General features: G+C 66.2%; 21 protein-coding genes. 4 read left to right on the top strand and 17 right to left on the bottom strand.

Annotated elements, in window-relative coordinates:
* Window positions 1-25: 25 nt before the first annotated feature.
* The 13 genes from K3172_RS01250 to K3172_RS01310 all read right to left on the bottom strand — a co-directional run bounded on the left by K3172_RS01250 (window position 26) and on the right by K3172_RS01310 (window position 12,339).
* Window positions 26-1,549: a peptide chain release factor 3 gene (locus K3172_RS01250; RefSeq protein ID WP_221586665.1), complete on the bottom strand. Its 1,524-nt coding sequence runs from the start codon at window positions 1,547-1,549 to the stop codon at window positions 26-28.
* Window positions 1,550-1,556: 7 nt separating this feature from the next.
* Entirely contained in the window at window positions 1,557-2,300 is a 744-nt protein-coding gene (locus K3172_RS01255; RefSeq protein ID WP_221586666.1) for an SDR family NAD(P)-dependent oxidoreductase, read from the bottom strand.
* On the bottom strand, window positions 2,297-2,722 hold the full coding sequence (locus tag K3172_RS01260) for a hypothetical protein (protein WP_221586667.1): 426 nt from the start codon (window positions 2,720-2,722) through the stop codon (window positions 2,297-2,299). The genes K3172_RS01255 and K3172_RS01260 overlap by 4 nt, the downstream gene beginning before the upstream one ends.
* Complete coding sequence (pheT, locus tag K3172_RS01265; protein ID WP_221586668.1) at window positions 2,719-5,121, bottom strand: phenylalanine--tRNA ligase subunit beta; 2,403 nt, start codon at window positions 5,119-5,121, stop codon at window positions 2,719-2,721. The genes K3172_RS01260 and pheT overlap by 4 nt, the downstream gene beginning before the upstream one ends.
* Window positions 5,118-6,218 carry a phenylalanine--tRNA ligase subunit alpha gene (gene pheS / locus K3172_RS01270; protein ID WP_221586669.1) on the bottom strand — a complete coding sequence of 367 codons (1,101 nt, stop codon included), beginning with the start codon at window positions 6,216-6,218 and terminating at the stop codon, window positions 5,118-5,120. Before pheS ends, pheT begins: the two co-directional genes overlap by 4 nt.
* Window positions 6,219-6,297: 79 nt before the next feature.
* Window positions 6,298-7,209 (bottom strand): helix-turn-helix domain-containing protein, encoded by a 912-nt coding sequence (locus tag K3172_RS01275; RefSeq protein ID WP_221586670.1) that lies wholly within the window; start codon window positions 7,207-7,209, stop codon window positions 6,298-6,300.
* Between the two features lie 84 nt (window positions 7,210-7,293).
* Window positions 7,294-8,193 carry a helix-turn-helix domain-containing protein gene (locus tag K3172_RS01280; protein ID WP_221586671.1) on the bottom strand — a complete coding sequence of 300 codons (900 nt, stop codon included), beginning with the start codon at window positions 8,191-8,193 and terminating at the stop codon, window positions 7,294-7,296.
* Window positions 8,194-8,277: 84 nt separating this feature from the next.
* Window positions 8,278-9,123, bottom strand: coding sequence for a helix-turn-helix domain-containing protein (locus K3172_RS15710; protein ID WP_345725567.1), 846 nt, complete (start codon window positions 9,121-9,123; stop codon window positions 8,278-8,280).
* A gap of 140 nt (window positions 9,124-9,263) precedes the next feature.
* Entirely contained in the window at window positions 9,264-9,623 is a 360-nt protein-coding gene (gene rplT, locus K3172_RS01290; protein WP_221586672.1) for a 50S ribosomal protein L20, read from the bottom strand.
* 29 nt (window positions 9,624-9,652) lie between these two features.
* Window positions 9,653-9,856: a 50S ribosomal protein L35 gene (gene rpmI / locus K3172_RS01295; protein WP_221586673.1), complete on the bottom strand. Its 204-nt coding sequence runs from the start codon at window positions 9,854-9,856 to the stop codon at window positions 9,653-9,655.
* Between the two features lie 129 nt (window positions 9,857-9,985).
* Window positions 9,986-10,738 (bottom strand): SDR family oxidoreductase, encoded by a 753-nt coding sequence (locus K3172_RS01300; protein WP_221586674.1) that lies wholly within the window; start codon window positions 10,736-10,738, stop codon window positions 9,986-9,988.
* Between the two features lies 1 nt (window position 10,739).
* Window positions 10,740-11,498: an SDR family NAD(P)-dependent oxidoreductase gene (locus K3172_RS01305; RefSeq protein WP_221586675.1), complete on the bottom strand. Its 759-nt coding sequence runs from the start codon at window positions 11,496-11,498 to the stop codon at window positions 10,740-10,742.
* Between the two features lie 25 nt (window positions 11,499-11,523).
* Window positions 11,524-12,339, bottom strand: a complete 816-nt coding sequence (locus K3172_RS01310; RefSeq protein WP_221586676.1) for an inositol monophosphatase family protein — start codon at window positions 12,337-12,339, stop codon at window positions 11,524-11,526.
* 261 nt (window positions 12,340-12,600) lie between these two features.
* Between K3172_RS01310 and K3172_RS01315 the strand changes: the two genes are divergently transcribed.
* Together K3172_RS01315 and K3172_RS01320 are read left to right on the top strand one after the other, a co-directional pair.
* On the top strand, window positions 12,601-13,437 hold the full coding sequence (locus K3172_RS01315) for a helix-turn-helix transcriptional regulator (protein WP_221586677.1): 837 nt from the start codon (window positions 12,601-12,603) through the stop codon (window positions 13,435-13,437).
* Entirely contained in the window at window positions 13,434-14,417 is a 984-nt protein-coding gene (locus K3172_RS01320) for a helix-turn-helix domain-containing protein (RefSeq protein WP_221586678.1), read from the top strand. The genes K3172_RS01315 and K3172_RS01320 overlap by 4 nt, the downstream gene beginning before the upstream one ends.
* A 9-nt stretch (window positions 14,418-14,426) precedes the next feature.
* Here the strand turns inward: K3172_RS01320 and K3172_RS01325 are convergent, their stop codons facing one another.
* Together K3172_RS01325 and glpX are read right to left on the bottom strand one after the other, a co-directional pair.
* Complete coding sequence (locus tag K3172_RS01325) at window positions 14,427-15,362, bottom strand: ribose-phosphate pyrophosphokinase (RefSeq protein ID WP_221586679.1); 936 nt, start codon at window positions 15,360-15,362, stop codon at window positions 14,427-14,429.
* Window positions 15,363-15,612: 250 nt separating this feature from the next.
* Entirely contained in the window at window positions 15,613-16,587 is a 975-nt protein-coding gene (glpX, locus tag K3172_RS01330) for a class II fructose-bisphosphatase (protein WP_221586680.1), read from the bottom strand.
* Window positions 16,588-16,748: 161 nt separating this feature from the next.
* Between glpX and K3172_RS01335 the strand changes: the two genes are divergently transcribed.
* Window positions 16,749-17,108, top strand: a complete 360-nt coding sequence (locus K3172_RS01335; protein WP_221586681.1) for a hypothetical protein — start codon at window positions 16,749-16,751, stop codon at window positions 17,106-17,108.
* Window positions 17,105-17,707 (top strand): hypothetical protein, encoded by a 603-nt coding sequence (locus tag K3172_RS01340; protein ID WP_221589161.1) that lies wholly within the window; start codon window positions 17,105-17,107, stop codon window positions 17,705-17,707. The genes K3172_RS01335 and K3172_RS01340 overlap by 4 nt, the downstream gene beginning before the upstream one ends.
* Here the strand turns inward: K3172_RS01340 and K3172_RS01345 are convergent.
* Both K3172_RS01345 and K3172_RS01350 read right to left on the bottom strand, forming a co-directional pair.
* Window positions 17,661-18,971 carry a homoserine dehydrogenase gene (locus K3172_RS01345; protein WP_221586682.1) on the bottom strand — a complete coding sequence of 437 codons (1,311 nt, stop codon included), beginning with the start codon at window positions 18,969-18,971 and terminating at the stop codon, window positions 17,661-17,663. The two genes, K3172_RS01340 and K3172_RS01345, sit on opposite strands and share 47 nt — an antisense overlap.
* Entirely contained in the window at window positions 18,964-19,383 is a 420-nt protein-coding gene (locus K3172_RS01350) for an acyl-CoA thioesterase (protein WP_221586683.1), read from the bottom strand. Before K3172_RS01350 ends, K3172_RS01345 begins: the two co-directional genes overlap by 8 nt.
* Window positions 19,384-19,450: the final 67 nt, after the last annotated feature.

Consider the following 19,450-nt stretch of genomic DNA (forward strand, 5'->3'; position numbering starts at 1 on the left):
GCAACGGCTCCACAATTGATTCAACCTACCGTTCCTTCGTTGCCGAGAAGGTCAGGTCCGGATTCTTCTCTTCCTGATAGCCGACATCCCACGGGCTCTTGGCCATGAACACGAGATCGCCGTCGCGGTCCTTGGCGAGGTTCGCGCGGTTGAACTTCTCGAATTCGTCGAGCGCCTTCTGCTCACCCTTGACCCAGCGGGCGGTGGCGAAGGGCGAGGCCTCCAGATTGGCCGCAACCTTGTATTCCGCCTCGAGCCGCGAGATCAGCACTTCGAGCTGGAGCTGGCCGACGACGCCGACGATCCACTGCGCGCCGATCTCGGGATAGAAGACCTGGATCACGCCCTCCTCGCTGAGGTCGTCCAGCGCCTTCCTCAATTGCTTGGTCTTGGTCGGATCGACCAGCGCGATGCGGCGCAGGATTTCGGGCGCGAAGTTCGGCAGGCCGGTGAAGCGGACCTGGTTCTTTTCCGAAAGCGTATCGCCGACACGCAGCGTGCCGTGGTTGGGAATGCCGATGATGTCGCCTGCCTCGGCCGTGTCGGCGAGTTCGCGGTCCTGCGCGAAGAACAGGATCGGCGAGTGGATCGCAATCGGCTTGCCGAGGCCCGAGGGCGTCAGCTTCATGCCGCGTTTGAAGGTGCCGGAAACCTGCCGCATGAAAGCGATGCGGTCGCGGTGGTTGGGGTCCATATTGGCCTGCACCTTGAAGATGAAGCCGGTGACCTCGTCGCGTTCCGGGCTGACCTGCTCCTCGCCCGCAGGCTGCGGGCGCGGCGGCGGGGCCCACTTCGCGATCGCGTCGATCAGCTCCTCGACGCCGAAATTCTTGAGCGCCGAGCCGAAGAACACCGGCGTCAGGTCGCCATTGCGATAGGCGTCGAGGTCGAACTCGGGATAGCCGATCTTGGTCAGCTCGATCTCTTCCTCGAACTCTTCGGGCAAGGCCCCGAGCGGTTCGCGCTTGCCGAGATATTCCTTGCTCCCGCCCTCGGGCCGGGTGACCGTATCGCTGGCGAAATCGAGGATGCCGGTGAAGAGGCCGCCCATGCCGAGCGGCGCGTTCTGTGGGCTGACGTCGAGCGCCAGCGCATCGGCGACCTCGTCGAGAATCTCGAACAGCGGGCGCCCTTCGCGGTCGACCTTGTTGACGAAGGTGATGATCGGCACGTTGCGCAGGCGGCAGACCTCGAACAGCTTGCGCGTCTGGCTCTCGATCCCCTTGGCGACGTCGATCACCATGATGGCGGAATCGACCGCGGTCAGCGTGCGATAGGTGTCTTCGGAGAAGTCCTCGTGGCCCGGCGTATCGAGCAGGTTGAAGGTGATCCCGTTCTTCTCGAAGGTCATCACGCTGGAGGTCACCGAGATGCCGCGCTGCTGCTCGATCTTCATCCAGTCGGAGCGCGCCCGCCGCGCCGCCCCGCGCGCCTTGACCTCGCCAGCCAGGTGGATCGCCCCGCCCTGCAGCAGCAGCTTTTCGGTGAGCGTGGTCTTGCCTGCGTCGGGGTGCGAGATGATCGCGAAAGTACGGCGGTTGGAGGTCATGGAAAACTCAGTCGCGAGCGACGCGGAAGCCGGCGAAGTTCTGGCTCACGGGCATCAGCTCGATACGGTTGATATTGAGGTGCGGGGGCAGCTCGGCCACCCACAGGATGGTGTTGGCGATGTCCTCGCCCGTCATCGGGTCGGCACCGCGGTAAAGCTTGTCCGAGGCTTCCTGGCTGCCGGTGCGGACCAGCGTGAATTCGGTTTCGACCATGCCCGGCTCGATGCTGGTCACGCGCACGCCGGTGCCGTGGAGGTCGGCGCGCAGGGCCAGCGTGAAGTGGTTGGCGAAGGCCTTGGACCCCGCATAGACGTTGCCGCCCGGATAAATGTAGCTGCCCGCGACCGAGCCGATGGCGATGATCGCGCCCTTGCGCGCGATCAGCACGGGCAGCAGCTTGCGCGTCAGCTTGACCATGGCCGTCACATTGGTGTCGATCATGGTCTGCCAGTCGTCGAGGTTCGCCTCCTGCGCGGGCGAGAGGCCCTGCGCGAGACCGGCATTGTTCACCAGCAGGTCGATCCCTGCGAAGTCTCCGGGCAGGTCGGCGATCGCCGCATCCATCGCGGCCTCGTCACGCACGTCGAAGACGCAGGGATGGACCTTGTCGGCACCCAGCTCGGCGACCAGCGCATCGAGCCGTTCCTTGCGGCGACCTGTCGCAACGCAGCGCCAGCCGCTCGCGACCAGCGCGCGCACGGTGGCCTCGCCGATCCCTGCGGTGGCTCCCGTGACGAAAGCGGTCTTCATGGTTTCTCGCCTACAAAGGAGATGAATTCCAGCGATAGCCGTGGCGATACGTGGTCGGTGAGCGGAAGCTTGTATTCGTTCATCGCTACTCGCGCGCGAAAAATTGAATCGCCTGCCGGTTCGCCGAATTCGTCATTGGTGTTCCGAAGCAGCGTCTTCATCGCTTCAGCATCTGACTTATCGCGAAGCACGACCCAAATGTACTCTCGGGGACATTGTTCAGCAGACGCAAACATCCCATGCTGACTTCGTTCAATGTACCCTTCGATTAGAATTTCCTGATCAAGCAGCGCTTCGCGATTGGTTTGCACCTCGCAGACCGACACAGCGCCATGTCCCCGGACCGCTTCGGCTGGTGTCGTGGCGCAGCCGACACTGGCAAAAGCGATGATCGCAACTCCGGTGACGAAAGCGGTCTTCATCCGCGCAGCTCCGCGCCCTGCCTGGTGGCAGCAGCGACAATGCTGTCCGAGATCGCCTTGATCTCGGCATCGGTGAAGCTCTTCTCGCCCGGCTGGAGGACGATCTCGACCGCGACCGATTTCTTGCCTTCGGGGACGCCCTGTCCGGCGAAGACGTCGAACACGCGGGCCGAAACGATGGCCTGCTTGTCCGCGCCCTTCACCGCGCGCACGAGGTCGGCAGCGGCGAGATCGGCGGGGACGAGGAAGGCGAAGTCGCGGGTGATCGCCTGCAGCGCGGGCGGCGTGTAGGTCGGGCGAGCGAAGCTGCCGCCGCCCTTGCGCGCCGGGATCGCGTCGAGGAAGATCTCCACCGCGACCACCGGACCGTCGACATCGAACACCTTGAGCGTGCGCGGATGCAGCGCGCCGAAGCGCGCGAGCACGTTCTTGGGACCAAGCCGCAGCGTGGCCGACTGGCCGGGGTGGAACTGGTCGCCCGCCTCACCCATCACCATGAGATTGTCGACCGGCGCACCGGCGGCTTCGAGCAGCGCGAGTGCTTCGGCCTTGGCGTCGAACGGGTCGAACCGGGTCGCTTTGCCTTGCGACCAGCCGCGGGGCGTCTTCTCGCCCGCGAGCACCACGCAAAGCGTCGGCTTCTCGTCGCTCGCACCGCCCTTGCCGCGGAAATAGCGCCGCCCGATCTCGAACAGGCGCGTACCCGGCGCGCCGCGATCGGCATTGCGCTTGGCCGCGGCGAGCAGGCCGGGAATGAGCGAGGGGCGCATCGCCTTCATGTCCTCGCTGATCGGGTTCTCGAGCACCCAGAGCTGCGCGCCATCGGCAAAATGTTCGGCGTGGGCGGTGGGAAGGAAGGACCAGGTCACCGCCTCGTTGAGGCCGCGTCCGGCAGCCGCGCGGCGAAGTTTCCGCTCCATCTGCTGCAGCGAAGTGGCAGTCGGGCGAGCGACGCCGTCCGCACGCGGGAGGGCGACGCTGGCGACATTGTCGAGACCGTGAATCCGAACGATTTCTTCGACCAGGTCGGCCGCGCCCTCGATGTCATGCCGGCGCGGCGGGCAGGTGACCTGCCAGTCGCTGCCGACGGTGAAATCGAGCGCGGTAAGGATCCGGCGCTGCTCGGCCTCGCCCACATCGATACCGCCGAGGCGCGCGGTGAGGCCCGGATCGAAAGCGATGACTTTCGGCTCGACCGGCGGCTGACCTGCGCGCACGACCTCGCTCGCCTCGCCGCCGCAGATGCGCTGGATCAGCGAGGTGAGCAGCGCGAGGCCATCGTTTAGGAACGCCGGGTCGACACCGCGCTCGAAGCGCGTGCGCGCGTCCGAGGCGAGGCCGAGCTTGCGGCCCGTCACACCGATGCGCTCCGGATCGAAATAGGCGATCTCGAGCAGCACGTCGGTGGTCCCCTCGGTCACGCCCGAATGCTCGCCGCCCATGATGCCCGCAACGTCGTGCACGCCGTTATCATCGGCGATCACGGTCATGGTCTCGTCGAGCGTGTAGGTCTTCTCGTTCAAGGCCAGTACCTGCTCGCCGTTCTGCGCGCGCCGCGCGACGACCGCGCCGCTCAGCTTGGCGAGGTCATAGGCGTGGGCCGGACGCCCGAAGGCGAGCATGAGGTAATTGGTGATGTCGACCACGGCCGAGATGGGGCGCTGGCCCGCAGCCTTCAGGCGACGCTGCATCCAGTCGGGGCTCGCGCCGTTGACAACGCCCTTGATGACGCGGCCAAAGAAGGCCGGGCAGCCTTCGGGATCGTCGGTGCGGATCTCCACCGGGCAGGCGCCCTTGGTCTCGATCGCGGGAATGTCGATCGGCTTGAACGTGCCGAGGCCCGCCGCCGCTAGATCGCGGGCGATGCCGTAGACGCCCATGCAGTCGGGCCGGTTGGGCGTGATCGCCACGTCGAACACCGGCGAGGCATCGCTATAGTCGGCGAAGCTGGTGCCGACCGGGGCATCCTCGGGCAGTTCGATGATGCCGTCGTGCTCGTCGCCGAGTTCGAGTTCGCGCACCGAGCACATCATGCCGTTGCTTTCGACGCCGCGGATCGCGCTCTTGCGGAGCTCCATGCCATTGGCCGGGACGACCGCGCCGGGCAGGCCAAGCACGCCCTTCATGCCCGCACGCGCGTTGGGCGCGCCGCAGACGACCTGCAGCGGGTCGCCGCCATTGATCTCTGGGCCCGTATCGACCGTGAGGACCTGCAGCTTGTCGGCATCCGGGTGCGGCGCGGCGGTGAGCACATGCGCGACGCGGAAACCGGCGAGCTTGTTCGCCGGGTCCTCGATCCCTTCGACCTCGTGGCCGATCCGGTTCAGCGCAGCCGCGATCTCCGCCGCGCTCGCGTCGGTTTCGAGGAAGTATTTCAGCCATTCGAGCGAGAACTTCATGCCTTCGCTCCTACGCCGGCGGACAGGGTGGGCTGGTCGAAGGGCGAGAAGCCGTAATGCGACAGCCAGCGATTATCGCCGTCGAAGAAGGCGCGCAGATCGTCCATCCCGTATTTGAGCATGGCGAGCCGGTCGACGCCGAGGCCCCAGGCGAAACCCGAGTAGACGTCGGGATCGACGCCGGCGAATTCGAGCACGCGCCGGTTGACCATACCGCTGCCGAGCAGCTCCATCCAGCCGTGACCCGGCGCATCGCCGTCTCCGCCGAGCACGCGGCGACCATCGACATCCTGCCAGCCGACATCAACCTCGACCGAAGGCTCGGTGAAGGGGAAGTAGGAGGGACGCAGGCGCAGCACGATGTCCTCGCGTTCGAAGAAGGCCTTGAGGAAGGTCTCCAGCGTCCACTTGAGGTGGCCGAGGTGAATGCCCTTGTCGATCACCAGGCCTTCTACCTGGTGGAACATCGGCGTGTGCGTCGCGTCGCTGTCGGAACGGTAGACGCGGCCCGGCGCGATGATGCGGATCGGCGCGCCCTGCTCCACCATGCTGCGGATCTGCACCGGCGAGGTGTGCGTGCGCAGCAACATGCGGTGCCCCTCGGCATCGACGTCCGGGAAATAGAACGTGTCGTGCATCGCGCGCGCCGGGTGCGTTTCGGCCATGTTGAGCGCGGTGAAATTGTGCCAGTCGTCCTCGATCTCGGGACCGGTGGCGACCGAGAAGCCGAGGTCGGCGAAGATTTCCGCCAGTTCGTCCATCACCTGGCTGACCGGGTGGACCGATCCCTTGGGCGCCTGCGGCGCAGGCAGTGTCAGGTCGACCACTTCGCGCGCCAGCCGCGCTTCCAGCTCCGCTTCCTCGAGCTGCGCCTTCTTCGCCTCGAGCGCATCGGCGACATCGCCGCGCAGGCCCTGGATCTTCGGCGCCTCGGTCTGACGTTCCTCGGGCGGCATCTTGCCGAGCGTCTTCATCAGCCCCGAGATCGAGCCCTGCTTTCCGAGGAACTCCACCCGCAGGGTTTCAAGCGCTGCGGCATCCTGCGCGGCGTCGATCTGCGCGAGCGCGCCGGATTTGAGGGTATCGAGATCGGTCATGGGCGGTCTTGTGGGTCTTGGCTGAAGAAGTGAACGCGCCCCCTAGCGCCTTCGGGCGGCGTTCCCAAGTCCCGATTGCTCAGCGCGGCGCGCGGCCTCCCGGCGTATGGAGCGCCTGCATCGCCACGCCCGCCGCCTTGTTGGTGACGCGGACCGCCATGCTTGTGACCGGGTGGGGCCGTTCCGCATATTCGCCCGGCGTCATGCCCATCACGTTGCGGAAGTCGCGGATGAAATGCGCTTGGTCGGTATAATGGCTGTCGAGGCTCTCGATCCATTTCATCGAAGGGTCGAGCATGAAGCGCCCCAAGCTGCGCAGGAAACGCTGGCGGCGCTGCAACGCGGCAGGCGGGAAACCGAAGTGGCGTTTGCAGAACCGCTCGAACGTGCGCACGTTCATGCCCGCCATGCTCGCAAGCTGCTCGGTCGGCATCGCGCGGCCCGATCCGATCGCGAGATGGACGGCGTGGATCGCCCCTTCGCGCTCGATGCGTTCGCCCAGCAGCGCGCGGAAGGTCCGGTCGAACAGGCGAATGACGTCGCGATCGGACAGCGATCCGGAGATCACCTCCTCGAACATCGCGTGCAGCGCGCCAAGCTCGGGATATTTCGCCAGATCGTCGAACCGGTTGGCGAAATCGCTAGCCTGCATGCCGATGAACCGCGCCCAGCCCGCGGGCGTCAGTCCGATGCCCCAGTATTCGCCCCTGGAGACCTGCGCATAGGTCCCGCGGTCGGTCGGACCGCTGAGGATGAAGCGCGGTACCGACTCCGGCTCCCCCGGTCCGATCCTGGCCGCATAATGCGGCGCGACACCGCTCCGCAGGTTCGCCTCTTCGGGCGGCATCCACTCTTCCAGCACCCCATCGGCATGGATCCGGGTGCAGTAATAGCCCGAAAGGTAAGGCATGAGATCGGGCGGCGGATCGGCCACGAACATGGTGACCTGTTCGGACGTGACCTCGGTTATCGTCGGCGATCTGTTGGGCATGGCGACCTCTCGGGGCCATCGCCTGCCAAGAAATCCCTTATCCGGCAAGTGTTTGTGAAATCCCCCCCGGTTTCGGGGGGGCGCTCAGGCCTCGCCCGGGGGCCGGTGGAGGACCTGCATCGCTTCGCCCGCGATCGCCTTGCGGGTGCGGGTTGCAGCACCCAGCACCGGATGCGGCAGCTTGGCATAAGTGCTCGGGCTCATCCCCATGAAGCGCTTGAAATCGCGTACGAAATGCGCCTGGTCGTGATAATGGCTGTCGAGCGCATCGATCCATTTGAGGGACGGATCGAGCATGAACAGCGCGAGACTGCGCAGGAAACGCTGGCGCCGGAGCAGCAGCTGCGGCGGGAAACCGAAGACCGCATTGCTCAGACGCTCGAGCGAACGCAGGCTCATGCCCGCCTTTTCCGCGAGATCCGCGACGGTATGGATCTTGGGGTCGACCAGCGCATGCTCGAGTGCGACGATCTCCTCCTCGCGCGGCTCCCGCCCCGACACGATCTTGCGCAAGGCGGCGACGATCGAGTCTCGCACCGCAGCCGGATCGCCGGCCGAGCGCTCGACACTCTCGCGCAGCGGGGCCAGCCGATTGGCGAGCGGCCCGCGCGCCATGTCGAAGAAGCTGTCGGCATGTTCGCTGGCCGGCAGGTCGATAATCCGCGCCCACCCCAGGGGCAGCAGGCCGACTCCCCAGGTCCGCGCGGCCTGGGTGCGGAAGCGCGTGGCCTTGCTCGTCGGGCCAACGACGACGGCCGCGGGAACCGGCTCGAGCGGGCCTCCGCCCACGGCGGCCTCCATCGTGCCGCCGGTAAACAGCCGCAGATTGCCCCATTCGGGATGCAGCCGGTCTTCGATCGGGGTGCCATCGTCGGACCGGAAATCGAGCTGGTAGATCGTCGTCACCAGAGGCTGCAGGTCCTCCGGCGGCAGGTAGAAGCGCAATCGAACCGCTTCCGTTTCGGCATCGGTTTGCCGCGTCATTGTGATGTCGCCCCCGGCTTACAAACAAACGGTGAAGTGCGACCCCCTGTGAACCGTAGCAAAAGAAAATCGAATTGCGAACCGCTACCTCGGCTTGTCCAGGGTCTGCACGGGCGAACCCCACACCCGCTGCCGTTCGGCCATGAAGGCGCCAAGGATGGGATGGGGCATGGCTGCATATTCGCTCGGGCTCATGCCCATGAAGGCCTGGAACTCGTGCACGAAGTGGGCCTGGTCGTGATAGTGGCGATCGATCACCGAGGTCCAGCTGCCGCCCTCCAGCATGAAGGCGGCGAGGGTCCGCATCAGGCGCTGGCGACGCAACAGCAGCCGCGGCGAGAATCCGAAATGCCGGTGGCAGAGCCGCTCGAGCGTACGCTTTGAAAAGCCGGTGCGCGCGGCGAAATCCTCGACCTGCAAGAGGTACGGATCAAACATCACTTCATGGATGGCCAGGATCTTCTCGGCGTCGCGCGGCGGTTCGGCCAGCTTGCGGAAGAATGCCACGAGCTGTTGGAACTGATCGTCATCGTCCCCATCCTCGACGCACAGGATATCGCACAGGGGGACGAAGGGGGCGAACAGTTCGGATTGCTCGCCATCGAAACCGAGGTTGACGTGATCGCCCGCCACCGCGCCGACGAACCGTGCCCAGCCGAGCGGCATGAAGCCGATACCCCAGGTCCGGGTCTTGCCGATTTCGAACCGCGAGGGGCGCGAACTGGGCCCGGTCGCCTGGAACCGCCGCGGCCCGATCAGCGGCCCGCCCGCCACGCTGGCGTTGGGAGGGTTGCTGGCGAAATACCGCAGATTGGCCCACTCGGGCTGGAGGTAATCGACCACCGTCTCGCCCTCGGGCAAGTCGATCTCGAGGCGGTAGAAACTCGTGAAGCAGGGGGCAATGTCCGCCGGCGGGGCGAAAAACCGCACGTCTATCCGGCATTCGACAGCCAACCGACTCCTCCCACGAGGGTAAGTCTATCAACTTGTAGGTTCGCGACAAGTTAACAAAAGAGAAGGGCGCCTCCCGGATGGGGAGACGCCCTTTCTTCTGTCGCATTTCGAAAGGCTTAGGCGGGAAGCGCCTTCTTGGCCTGTTCGATGATCGCCTTGAAGGCCACGCCTTCGTTCATGGCGAGATCGGCCATTACCTTGCGGTCCAGTTCGATGCCGGCGAGCTTGGTGCCGTGCATGAACTGCGAATAGGTCAGGCCTTCGGCGCGAACCGCGGCGTTGATGCGCTGAATCCACAGGGCGCGGAAGTTGCGCTTCTTAACCTTGCGGTCGCGATAGGCATACTGGCCGGCCTTTTCGACGGCCTGGCGCGCGATGCGGATGGTGTTCTTGCGGCGACCGCGATAGCCCTTGGCCTGGTCGAGAATCCGCTTGTGCTTCTGGCGGGTGGTCGTGCCGCGCTTGATACGGGACATAGCTTTGTACTCCTAAACTCGAAACGGGCTCAGTCGAGGCCGTAGGGGGCCCACTTCTTCACTGCCTTCCAGTCCGATTCGGACAGGACAGTGGTGCCGCGGTTCTGACGGATGTACTTGGCGTTGTGGCTGATCAGGCGGTGGCGCTTGCCGGCGACACCATGCTTGACCTTGCCCGTGGCGGTGAGCTTGAAGCGCTTCTTGACGCCGCTCTTGGTCTTCAGCTTGGGCATTTTCATCTCCTTGACAGAGACACGTCCGACCAGCCCTGGCAGCCCTTGTGGCCAGACCGGCGGTGAATCACGTGTCGGTGAAGGGCGCGCAAATAGCGGTTTCGCGCGAGAATGCAACCCTGCTTCGGGCTAGAAGTGCGTCACGTAGCCACCGTCGACGATCAGCGTATGGCCGGTCACATAGGATCCGTCGTCCGAGGCGAGGAAGGCCACCGCCCCGGCAATCTCCCGCGGCTCCGCCCAGCGCCCCAGCGACGTACGCCGCGCGAGGTGTTCGGCAATGTCAGGGGTGTCGGTGAACCACTCCTCGTTCGCTTCGGTCAGGACGAAGCCCGGGGCAACCGCGTTCACGGTAATGCCATACGGCCCGAGTTCGGCGGCGAGCGAGCGGGTCACGCCGTCGAGGCCGGCCTTGCTCGCGGTGTAGGACGCATCGCCGCGGGCGATCTCGCTCGCGATCGAGGTGACGTTGACGATCCGCCCATAGCCGCGCGCGCGCATCAGCGGCACGGACCTGCGCGCCAGATCGAACGGCGCGACCAGATTGATGCGCAGCAAGCGCTCCATATCCGCGCGTTCGAGTTGGTCGAAACTGCGGCGGTCGCGGTCGCCCGCATTGTTGACGAGGATGTCGAGCCCGGTTTCGGCAGCGATCCGGTCGAGCGCCGCAATGCACGCCGCTTCGTCCGCGAGGTCGAAGGCGAGCGGACGGACATCGCCCCCCATTTCCGCAGCCGCTTCGGCAAGGGCCGCTTCCTCGCGCCCGCCGATCCAGACGATCGCGCCCTCCGCCGCCAGGCGGCGCGCGATCTCGCGTCCCATGCCTCGCGCCGCGCCGGTGACCAGCGCGACCTTTCCGTGAAACCGTTCCCCCCGGGTCATGTCAGTCCTCGTAGATCATCGTCACCGTCATGCCACCGTCGACGTTGAGGTGCTGGCCGGTCACGAAGCCGGCACGATGGAGGTATTCGACCGCCTCGGCAATGTCCTGCGGCGTACCGATCCGCCCGGCGGGATGCTGCGCGCGGTCCTTCTCGCGATGGTCGGGGTCATGCCGCTCCCCCTGTTTCTGCCAGGGACCGGTCTCGATCCAGCCGGGGCGGATCGCGTTGACCCGGATGTCCGGCCCGAGCGACACCGCCATGGCATGGGTCAGTGCATCGACACCGCCCTTGGCTGCGGCGTAGGCGAAACAGTCCGGCTCGCTCATCACCGCGCGGGTCGAGGAGACGTTGACGATGCTCGCTCCGCCCTCGGCCCCACGCAGCAGCTGCACGGCGGCGCGGCTGCACAGGAAGGCCGATGTCAGGCTGGCATCGATCCAGCCCTGCCATTCCTGCAGGGACAAATTCTCCAGCGGGCCGCCATAGGGATCGGCAATCCCGGCATTGTTGACGAGGCAGTCGAGCGGCGCCCCATCCAGCCAGTCTGCGATCCGGGCGAAGGCGCGCTTGACCTCGCCCTCCTTGCCGACATCGCAGGTCAGCAGCAAGGCCTCACCGGTCGGAAGGGCCTGCCGCAATTCGGCCAGGGCCTCGGCATCCTTGTCGAGCCCGATCACGCGCCAGCCGAGGCCGTGAAAATGAAGGAGGATGGCGCGGCCGATCCCCGCCCCTGCCCCGGTTACGCATATCGTGGTCATGGCCGCTCAACGGCGCAGGCGCGGCTCAGTGCCCGTGGTCGTGATGCAGGCCATGCCCGCTCATTGCCTCGAGGACATCCTCGAGGCGTGCCGGATCGCCGAGTGCCAGCACCGAGCCATCGCTGCCTGCGTCAAGCGGGTTGCCTTGCCAATCTGACATCGTCCCGCCCGCTCCCTCGACGATGGGGACGAGGGCGGCGTAATCGTGCAGCTTGAGGCCGGCTTCGCAGACGATGTCGAGATGGCCGCCCGCCAGCAGGCCATAGTTGTAGCAATCCCCGCCATAGACGATCATGCCCTGGCGCTTGTTGCGCCCGACCGCCTGCGCCAGCGCCATGTAGGGTTCTGCCTCCTCGGCGCTGAAATAGTGGGGGCTGCTGGTCGCCAGAACGGCGTCCGCCAGTTCGCGGCAACTACGGGTCCGCACGACCTGGCCATTGAGCGTCGTCGGCTCGCCGATCCGCCCGACCCAGCGTTCGCCCGAGATCGGCTGGTCGATCACTCCCAAGACGGGCCAGCCATCCTGGACGAGCGCGATGAGCGATCCGAAGATCGGGCGCCCTGCCATGAAACTGATCGTGCCGTCGATGGGATCGAGCACCCATTGGCGTCCAGCACCCTCGCGGATTGCGCCGTATTCCTCTCCGAAGATGCCGTCTGCCGGACACTCGGCTTCCAGGATAGCGCGCATGGCGGCCTCGGCAGCGCGATCCGCTTCGGTGACCGGGCTGGCATCGCCCTTGCGCTCGTCGGCCCAACTGCCCCGGAACAGCGGACGGATCGCATCCCCGGCAGCATCTGCGAGGCGATTGGCGAGGGCGATATCGAAACTGTGGACCATGGATTGCATTTGACATGTGTAACACGGGGGTCAAGAACCCCCGCGCAAACACTGCTCTGCCCTTCGCGTCGCACCGAAACGGGGAGCAAAACAATAACAGACGATGCAGCCAGGTACCGCGCTGACGGTCCCGGGTCCGATGGCCGGACGGGACTGGTCTCGCTCACCGGTTGCACACCCGACGGCAAGCCGCTGGCCTACAGCCGGGCCCCCGCTCCCGACATCGCCCCTTGGGTCCATTCGCTGGCGGTAGCCGACATCGTGGCGCACAAGGGCAGCGGGCAGACCTGCGCCTTCTTTCTCGAAAACGCGGCGATCCGCGTCCTGCTCAAGGGCAAATGGCGGCTCGAAGCGGCCGACGGCACCCATCAGTTCGACGCTGACAAGAAGAGCCGGATCCTCTTTTTCGGACCGCAGACCCGCATCATGCCGATTGCGGTCGAAGGCCCGTTCCGCTTCATCCAGATGCAGTTCCACCCCGGCGCCAACGGCTCGCACGGCGAACTTTCGGCCACGGCGACACTCGACCGGATCGTCGATTTCGATCACGTGATCCCGCCCGACCGGCACGGGAAATACTTCAACGAGGACGACAGCAGGGGCCACTGGCTCGACATCTTCGAAAACGTCGCCCGCAACGTCCTCAATGCGCTCGCCGATGCGACCCCCTCGCCGCTCGTGATCGATTTCGAACGCCGTGTGCTGACCGACCATACCCTCGATCTCGACGCATTCGCCGATGAACACGCGATCAGCCGCCGTACGCTCGAGCGTGCCGTCCACAACGCCTATGGGATCAGCCCCAAGGCGGTACTGCGCCGCGCCCGCGTGCTCGACATGGCGGCAGCACTGCTCGGCGTCGCCATTCCCGAGGAAGAGGCGGAGTTCCGCCTGCGTTTCTTCGACCAGGCGCATATGACCAAGCAGATCAGGAAGTATTTCGGGATGTCGCCCGGCATGCTCGCCGCCTGCGAAGCGCATCTGCTGCGGATCGACCTCGAAATCCGGCAGATGCGCCGCGTCGCGGCGATGAAAGCCCTTGGAATGGCCGATGTGCCGTGGCGATCGCCGGACGAGCATCCGGCCTCCGACAGATGAAGTCCATGCCCCCGATCCGTTCGAAGACCGGCTCTACGCGGGACGGCGCGCCACTCTCCCTGGCGCGCGAACCGTCAGCGGATATCGCGCCCTGGTTTTACTGGATCGCGATCTCCGAGGGTGAACTTCCGGCCGACCTCACCGTGAATTGCGGCATGCTGGGCGACCAGGCCTGCATCCGGCTGCTCTGGGGCGGCACCTGGACTGCCGAAACTCTCGACGGGCATCAGGTGTTCGAAGCCGGGGAGGCCGGCACCACGCTCTATTTCGGCCCGCAGACGCGGTACATGCCGATCAGCGTGACCGGGTCCTACAAGGCGATCACGGTCCACCTGCGGACCGGAGCGCCGCCAAAGCTGGGCGGGCCCTCGCAGACAGTCTTGAGGGACCGCATCGTCGTACACGAGGATATCGTCGGGCACGGGAAGCTGACGAGCAAAATTCCGATCGATGCCGACTACGAGAGCTGGTTTATCGCCGTCGAGCACCAGCTCCGCAAATTTCTCGATACCACTGCACGGCGCCTCCCAGACCCCGTCTCGGCGGCCTTCGAGCGTGAATGCCTCGCCTCGCCCGACTTCGCGATCGGCGATTTCGCCCAGGCGCACGGCCTGATGCCGCGGACACTCGAACGGACGATCAAACGCGATTTCGGAATGTCCGCCAAGCTCGTCCAACGCCGCGCCCGGGCGCTCGACATGGCGGCGACCTTGCTCGGTGTGGCGCCGGCAGACGATGAGCCCGAAGCGCGCCTGCGCTATTTCGACCAGTCGCACCTGATCCGCGAGATGCACAAGTTCTTCGGCATGCGGCCCAGCGAGCTGCTGAGCGGCGCGCATCCCTTCCTGCGGCTCAACATCGAATCGCGCGAGCGGCGCAAGCTCAAGGCGCTCGAAGAACTGGAACAACTCGAAGCTGACGGCGTCGCCCCGTGGCGCGATCCTGCTGCCGAACCGGTCTGGACCTTGCCGCCGGCCTAGCCGCAGCCGTCAGTCGAACAGCGAGCTGACCGAGCTTTCGTCGGCGATGCGGCGCACCGCCTCGCCGATCAGCGGGGCGATGGTGAGGATGCGGATGCGCTGCGAATCCTGCGCCGCGTCGGTCGCGCGGATGGTGTCGGTGATCACCAGTTCCTTCAGCGCAGAGCCGTCGACACGCGCCACCGCGCCGCCCGAAAGTACCCCGTGAGTTATATAGGCGGCCACCGAAGTTGCGCCCTGGTCGAGCAAGGCCTGCGCGGCGTTGCAGAGCGTGCCGCCCGAATCGATGATGTCGTCGATCAGGATGCAGTGGCGGCCCTTCACATCGCCGATGATGTTCATCACCTCGCTTTCGCCCGGGCGGTCGCGACGCTTGTCGACGATCGCCAGCGGGGCATTGTCGAGCCGCTTGGCGAGCGCGCGGGCCCGGACCACGCCGCCGACGTCGGGCGAGACCACCATCAAATCCTCGTCGCCATAGCGGGCCTGAATATCGGCAGCCATGACCGGCGCGGCGTAAAGGTTGTCGGTCGGGATATCGAAGAAGCCCTGGATCTGGCCGGCGTGGAGGTCCACCGCCAGCACGCGGTCCGCACCTGCTTCGGTAATCAGATTGGCGACCAGCTTGGCCGAGATCGGCGTCCGGGGGCCGGGTTTGCGGTCCTGCCGGGCGTAACCGAAATAGGGCACCACCGCCGTGATCCGCTTGGCCGAGGCGCGGCGCAGCGCATCGATGCAGATCAGCAGCTCCATGAGGTTGTCATTCGCGGGATAGCTGGTCGACTGGACCACGAAGACATCCTCGCCGCGCACGTTCTCGTGGATCTCGACGAAGATTTCCTCGTCGGCGAAGCGGCGCACCTGCGCATCCACCAGCGGCATCTCGAGATAGGCCGCGATCGCGCGGGCGAGCGGCAGGTTCGAGTTGGCGGCCATGATCTTCATGTGCGAATCCCCGTTAGCGGCAGTGCGACCCGCCTAGCGACACGTCATCGAAACGCAACATGGAAGGGCGGGTTTTGAAGAGGAGTTTTCTTTGTTGCGTACGGTCAGGACATCCGTCCTGACCTTGCTGTTCCGTCCCACTCCCCCACCCGGCCACCCACGGCACTATACTGTTTGGGTGGCCGGGTGGGGGAGTGGGACGGAACAGCCGCAAGCCTTCGACGGATGTCGAAGGCGCACCCGACAAAAACTACCTGCTTCGATGCTCGCCCCTGATCCAGCGGACGGTGCCGCTGCTGGCGCGCATCACCACGCTTTCGGTCGTCATGCGGCCGTCGCGGCGGTACTTCACGCCTTCGAGCAGCGAGCCCGAAGTCACGCCGGTGGCGGCGAAGATGCAGTCGCCCTTCACCAGGTCGTCGCGCGTGTAGATGCGGTCGAGATCGTCGATGCCCCACTTGCGGGCGCGGGCCTTCTCGTCGTCGTTGCGGAATACCAGGCGGCCATTGAACTGGCCGCCGACGCAGCGCAGCGCGGCTGCCGCGAGCACGCCTTCGGGGGCGCCGCCCTGGCCCATGTACATATCGATCGTGGTGTCCTCGTCGGTGGTCGCGATCACGCCCGCAACGTCGCCGTCGCCGATCAGCACCACGCCGCAACCGATGCCGCGCAGTTCAGCGATCAGGTCCGCATGGCGCGGCCGGTCGAGCACGCAGACGATGATGTCGGCGGGCTCCACGCCCTTGGCCTTGGCCACCGCCGCGACATTCTCGGTCGGCGTCTTGGCAAGGTCGATAATGCCTTCGGGATAGCCCGGGCCGACCGCCAGCTTGTCCATGTAGACGTCGGGCGCGTTGAGCAGGCAGCCTTCTTCCGCCGCCGCCAGCACCGCCAGCGCATTGGGGCCGGCCTTGGCGGTGATCGTGGTGCCTTCGAGCGGGTCGAGCGCGATGTCGATCTTCGGGCCCTTGCCCGGCGCGCCGCCGACCTTCTCGCCGATATAGAGCATCGGCGCCTCGTCGCGCTCGCCTTCTCCGATGACGACGGTGCCGTCCATGTAGAGCGTGTCGAAGGTCTTGCGCATCGCCTCGACCGCCGCCGCATCGGCCGCCTTCTCGTCGCCGCGCCCGATCAGCTTGGAAGCCGCGATCGCGGCCGCTTCGGTCACACGGACCATTTCGAGCACCAGCACGCGGTCGAGCGGATTTTCGGCAGGCGAGTTCATAAGCGGTTCAGTCCCTAGTCGGTGTATCGGTCGGCGAAGTCGGGTGGAACTTCGGGCATGCAATCGTATGCGCGAGCGCCCGATAGACAGGGAGCCGGGCATTGTCGAGACGAGTGCTGTCGCTGGCCCCCACGCTGATAGTGTTAATCCCTTCGGCAGGTATGGCACAGACTGCCGAAAACGACGGCTTGTCGCCGGACGAACGCGACTGCCGGCGAAAGCAGGAAGCTGCCCTTATTTCCGGCGAGATCGTGGTCTGCGGCGACCGCGCGGACCATGACCGTCACCGCCTCGCGCCTCCGGGCGATGCACGCAAGCGGTTTGCGGAAGAAACGATGGACCGCGGACTGGCCCGCGCCCCCGACTTCGAACCGCCGCCCTGCGTCCCAAGCCTGCTGTCGTGGTGCTCGGGTCAGGGAAGGATCGGGGAGGACACGGTCGTCGTCGATTTCGATGCCCTTCCCGAAGCGCCCGAGGGATCCGATGCCGACCGGATCGCAAAAGGCGAAGTGCCCGAATGATCCGCTTGCTGCCGCTTGCCATGGTGCTGCTCACTGCGACGGCCGCGCCAGCCGCGGCGCAGGACGCGCTCCAGCCGCAGACCGGGCAGCCGCCCCAACGCATCGATCTGCTCGCCCCGGTCGAGGGCGACGATGCCGAGCTCGAGGACTGCAGCGCCGAACAGGAAGCCGCCTCCATCTCGGGCGAGATCGTCGTCTGCCGTAGACGGTCCGACAAGAGCGCCTTCGGATACGACGCGGAGCGCGGACAGCGCCGCTACGCGCGCGAGACGATGAACAAGGGCAACCCGCAAGCCCCCGATGTGTTCGGCATCCAGCACCAGGGCGTGACGGTCGCCACGGGCTGCTTCATCCCGCCCTGTCCGCCGCCGCCGGCCTATTACATCGATTTCAGCACGCTGCCCGATGCACCGCCCGGATCGGACGCGGATCGCATTTCCCGGGGGCTGCCGCCCCTGGGCCGCGATGCCGCCACGCCGCAGGCGGAAAGTGCGGCGCGCGCCGAACAGCTCGGGCTGCCGGAGGCGCAAGCCGCTGGCGAGGAGCCGAAGGTCAGTCCTTCAGGATCGGCATCGCCAGCGGCGGAGCCGTCAGGCTAGGCGAGCCTTCGAGCAGCGCCAGCGCCTTGGTCACGCATCGCTCCGGCCCCTCGTGGGTGACCATCGCGACCTGTACCTCGCCCCCGTCGCGGTCGCGGCCGCGCTGGATAAGGCTTTCGATCGAGACGTCGGCATCACGCATCGCCGCGGTGATTTCCGCCAGCACGCCGGGCCGGTCGGCCACCGTGAAGCGGATGTAGTCGCGTCCCACGCGCTCGCCGGGATCGGCTTCGACGCAGGCCTCGAGCTGGCCGACGGGGACCGAGAAGGGCGCGCCGACCTGGCCGCGAGCGATGTCGATGAGATCGGCGACGACCGCGCTGGCGGTCGGCTTGTCGCCCGCGCCCGCCCCCTGGAACAGCAGGCGGCCGGCAAAGTCGCCCTCGGCCACCACCGCATTGGTAGGGCCGGTGACCGCGGCGAGCGGATGGCGGAAGGGGACCAGGCACGGGCGTACGCGCTGGAGCAGGCGGTGGCTGCCGTCCGCGCGGTCTTCCAGCGTGGCCACCCCGACCAGCCGCACGACATAGCCCAGTGCATCGGCCTGGGCGATATCGGAGGCCCTTACCGTGGTGATGCCGGCGGTGCGCACGCCTTCGAAATCGATCCGCGTGCCGAAGCCGATCGCGGCGAGGATGGCGAGCTTGTGCGCGGCATCGACGCCTTCGATGTCGAATTCGGGATCGGCCTCGGCGTAGCCCTTCTCCTGTGCTTCGCGCAGCATGGCATCGAAGTCCGCGCCGGTGCGCTCCATTTCGGAGAGGATGTAATTGCAGGTGCCGTTGAGGATGCCGTAGATTCGCGTCAGCGCATTGGCGGCAGTGCCTTCGCGCAGGCCCTTCACCACCGGAATGCCGCCTGCGACCGCCGCCTCGAAGGCGAAGGCGGCCTGCTTGATCGCGGCCAGCTCCGCAAGTTCCATGCCGTGGTGCGCGACCATCGCCTTGTTGGCGGTGACGAAGCCCTTGCCCGCATCGAGCGCGGCGCGCGCCAGCGTCAGTGCCGGACCGTCGGAGCCCCCGACCAGTTCGACCACCACGTCGACATCGGCACGGGTGGCCATGGCCTGCATGTCGTCGACCCAGGCATAGGGCGCGAGGTCCACGCCGCGATCCTTGTGGCGTTCGCGCGCGTTGACCGCGACCACTTCGATTGCGCGCCCGGCGCGCCGTTCGACCATGTCGCGATTGGTTTCGAGCAGGCGGATGACGCCCGTCCCCACGGTACCGAGGCCCGAAATGGCGATGCGCAGCGGCTCAGCCATGATTGGCCTCCACCGCGACCGCGTGACCGAAAGCAGCCCGCACGGCATCGGGAATCCGTTCGGGCTTGCCGGTCGGCAAGTCGACATGGACCGCGACGAGACGGATCTCCGCGCGCAGCGATCCGTCCTCCGCCCCATGAAGCGTGATCAGCTTCTCCACGCTCGAGTTTCCGATGCGGGTCACCGTCAGGCGGCCTTCGATCAGCTCGTCGAGCCGAATCGGGGCGAGATAATCGACTTCCGCCCGGCGGACGTGAAATTCCAGGTCCCGCGGCATGCCGCACGTGTGACACTCGCGGTAGTATTCGGTGACGAGGACGTCGGCATACTCGAGATAGCGCGAATTGAAGACGACCGCTTGCGGGTCGCACTCCGCATAGCGGACGCGGAACACATGGCTGAAAGGCTTCATGCCGTGCGGGTTAGCCGAGCGGGAGCACCCGTGGGAACCAGTTTGTCTTGGCCTGCGCCAAGGCGAA

This window comes from Qipengyuania proteolytica, from assembly GCF_019711565.1.
Lineage (GTDB): Bacteria > Pseudomonadota > Alphaproteobacteria > Sphingomonadales > Sphingomonadaceae > Qipengyuania > Qipengyuania proteolytica.

What these genes read in the sequence shown, in the direction of transcription:
- K3172_RS01250 (WP_221586665.1), bottom strand. Translation starts at nt 1,549, where the DNA reads ATGACCTCCAACCGCCGTACTTTCGCGATCATCTCGCACCCCGACGCA.
- K3172_RS01255 (WP_221586666.1), bottom strand. Translation starts at nt 2,300, where the DNA reads ATGAAGACCGCTTTCGTCACGGGAGCCACCGCAGGGATCGGCGAGGCC.
- K3172_RS01260 (WP_221586667.1), bottom strand. Translation starts at nt 2,722, where the DNA reads ATGAAGACCGCTTTCGTCACCGGAGTTGCGATCATCGCTTTTGCCAGT.
- pheT (WP_221586668.1), bottom strand. Translation starts at nt 5,121, where the DNA reads ATGAAGTTCTCGCTCGAATGGCTGAAATACTTCCTCGAAACCGACGCG.
- pheS (WP_221586669.1), bottom strand. Translation starts at nt 6,218, where the DNA reads ATGACCGATCTCGATACCCTCAAATCCGGCGCGCTCGCGCAGATCGAC.
- K3172_RS01275 (WP_221586670.1), bottom strand. Translation starts at nt 7,209, where the DNA reads ATGCCCAACAGATCGCCGACGATAACCGAGGTCACGTCCGAACAGGTC.
- K3172_RS01280 (WP_221586671.1), bottom strand. Translation starts at nt 8,193, where the DNA reads ATGACGCGGCAAACCGATGCCGAAACGGAAGCGGTTCGATTGCGCTTC.
- rplT (WP_221586672.1), bottom strand. Translation starts at nt 9,623, where the DNA reads ATGTCCCGTATCAAGCGCGGCACGACCACCCGCCAGAAGCACAAGCGG.
- rpmI (WP_221586673.1), bottom strand. Translation starts at nt 9,856, where the DNA reads ATGCCCAAGCTGAAGACCAAGAGCGGCGTCAAGAAGCGCTTCAAGCTC.
- K3172_RS01300 (WP_221586674.1), bottom strand. Translation starts at nt 10,738, where the DNA reads ATGACCCGGGGGGAACGGTTTCACGGAAAGGTCGCGCTGGTCACCGGC.
- K3172_RS01305 (WP_221586675.1), bottom strand. Translation starts at nt 11,498, where the DNA reads ATGACCACGATATGCGTAACCGGGGCAGGGGCGGGGATCGGCCGCGCC.
- K3172_RS01310 (WP_221586676.1), bottom strand. Translation starts at nt 12,339, where the DNA reads ATGGTCCACAGTTTCGATATCGCCCTCGCCAATCGCCTCGCAGATGCT.
- K3172_RS01320 (WP_221586678.1), top strand. Translation starts at nt 13,434, where the DNA reads ATGAAGTCCATGCCCCCGATCCGTTCGAAGACCGGCTCTACGCGGGAC.
- K3172_RS01325 (WP_221586679.1), bottom strand. Translation starts at nt 15,362, where the DNA reads ATGAAGATCATGGCCGCCAACTCGAACCTGCCGCTCGCCCGCGCGATC.
- glpX (WP_221586680.1), bottom strand. Translation starts at nt 16,587, where the DNA reads ATGAACTCGCCTGCCGAAAATCCGCTCGACCGCGTGCTGGTGCTCGAA.
- K3172_RS01335 (WP_221586681.1), top strand. Translation starts at nt 16,749, where the DNA reads ATGGCACAGACTGCCGAAAACGACGGCTTGTCGCCGGACGAACGCGAC.
- K3172_RS01340 (WP_221589161.1), top strand. Translation starts at nt 17,105, where the DNA reads ATGATCCGCTTGCTGCCGCTTGCCATGGTGCTGCTCACTGCGACGGCC.
- K3172_RS01345 (WP_221586682.1), bottom strand. Translation starts at nt 18,971, where the DNA reads ATGGCTGAGCCGCTGCGCATCGCCATTTCGGGCCTCGGTACCGTGGGG.
- K3172_RS01350 (WP_221586683.1), bottom strand. Translation starts at nt 19,383, where the DNA reads ATGAAGCCTTTCAGCCATGTGTTCCGCGTCCGCTATGCGGAGTGCGAC.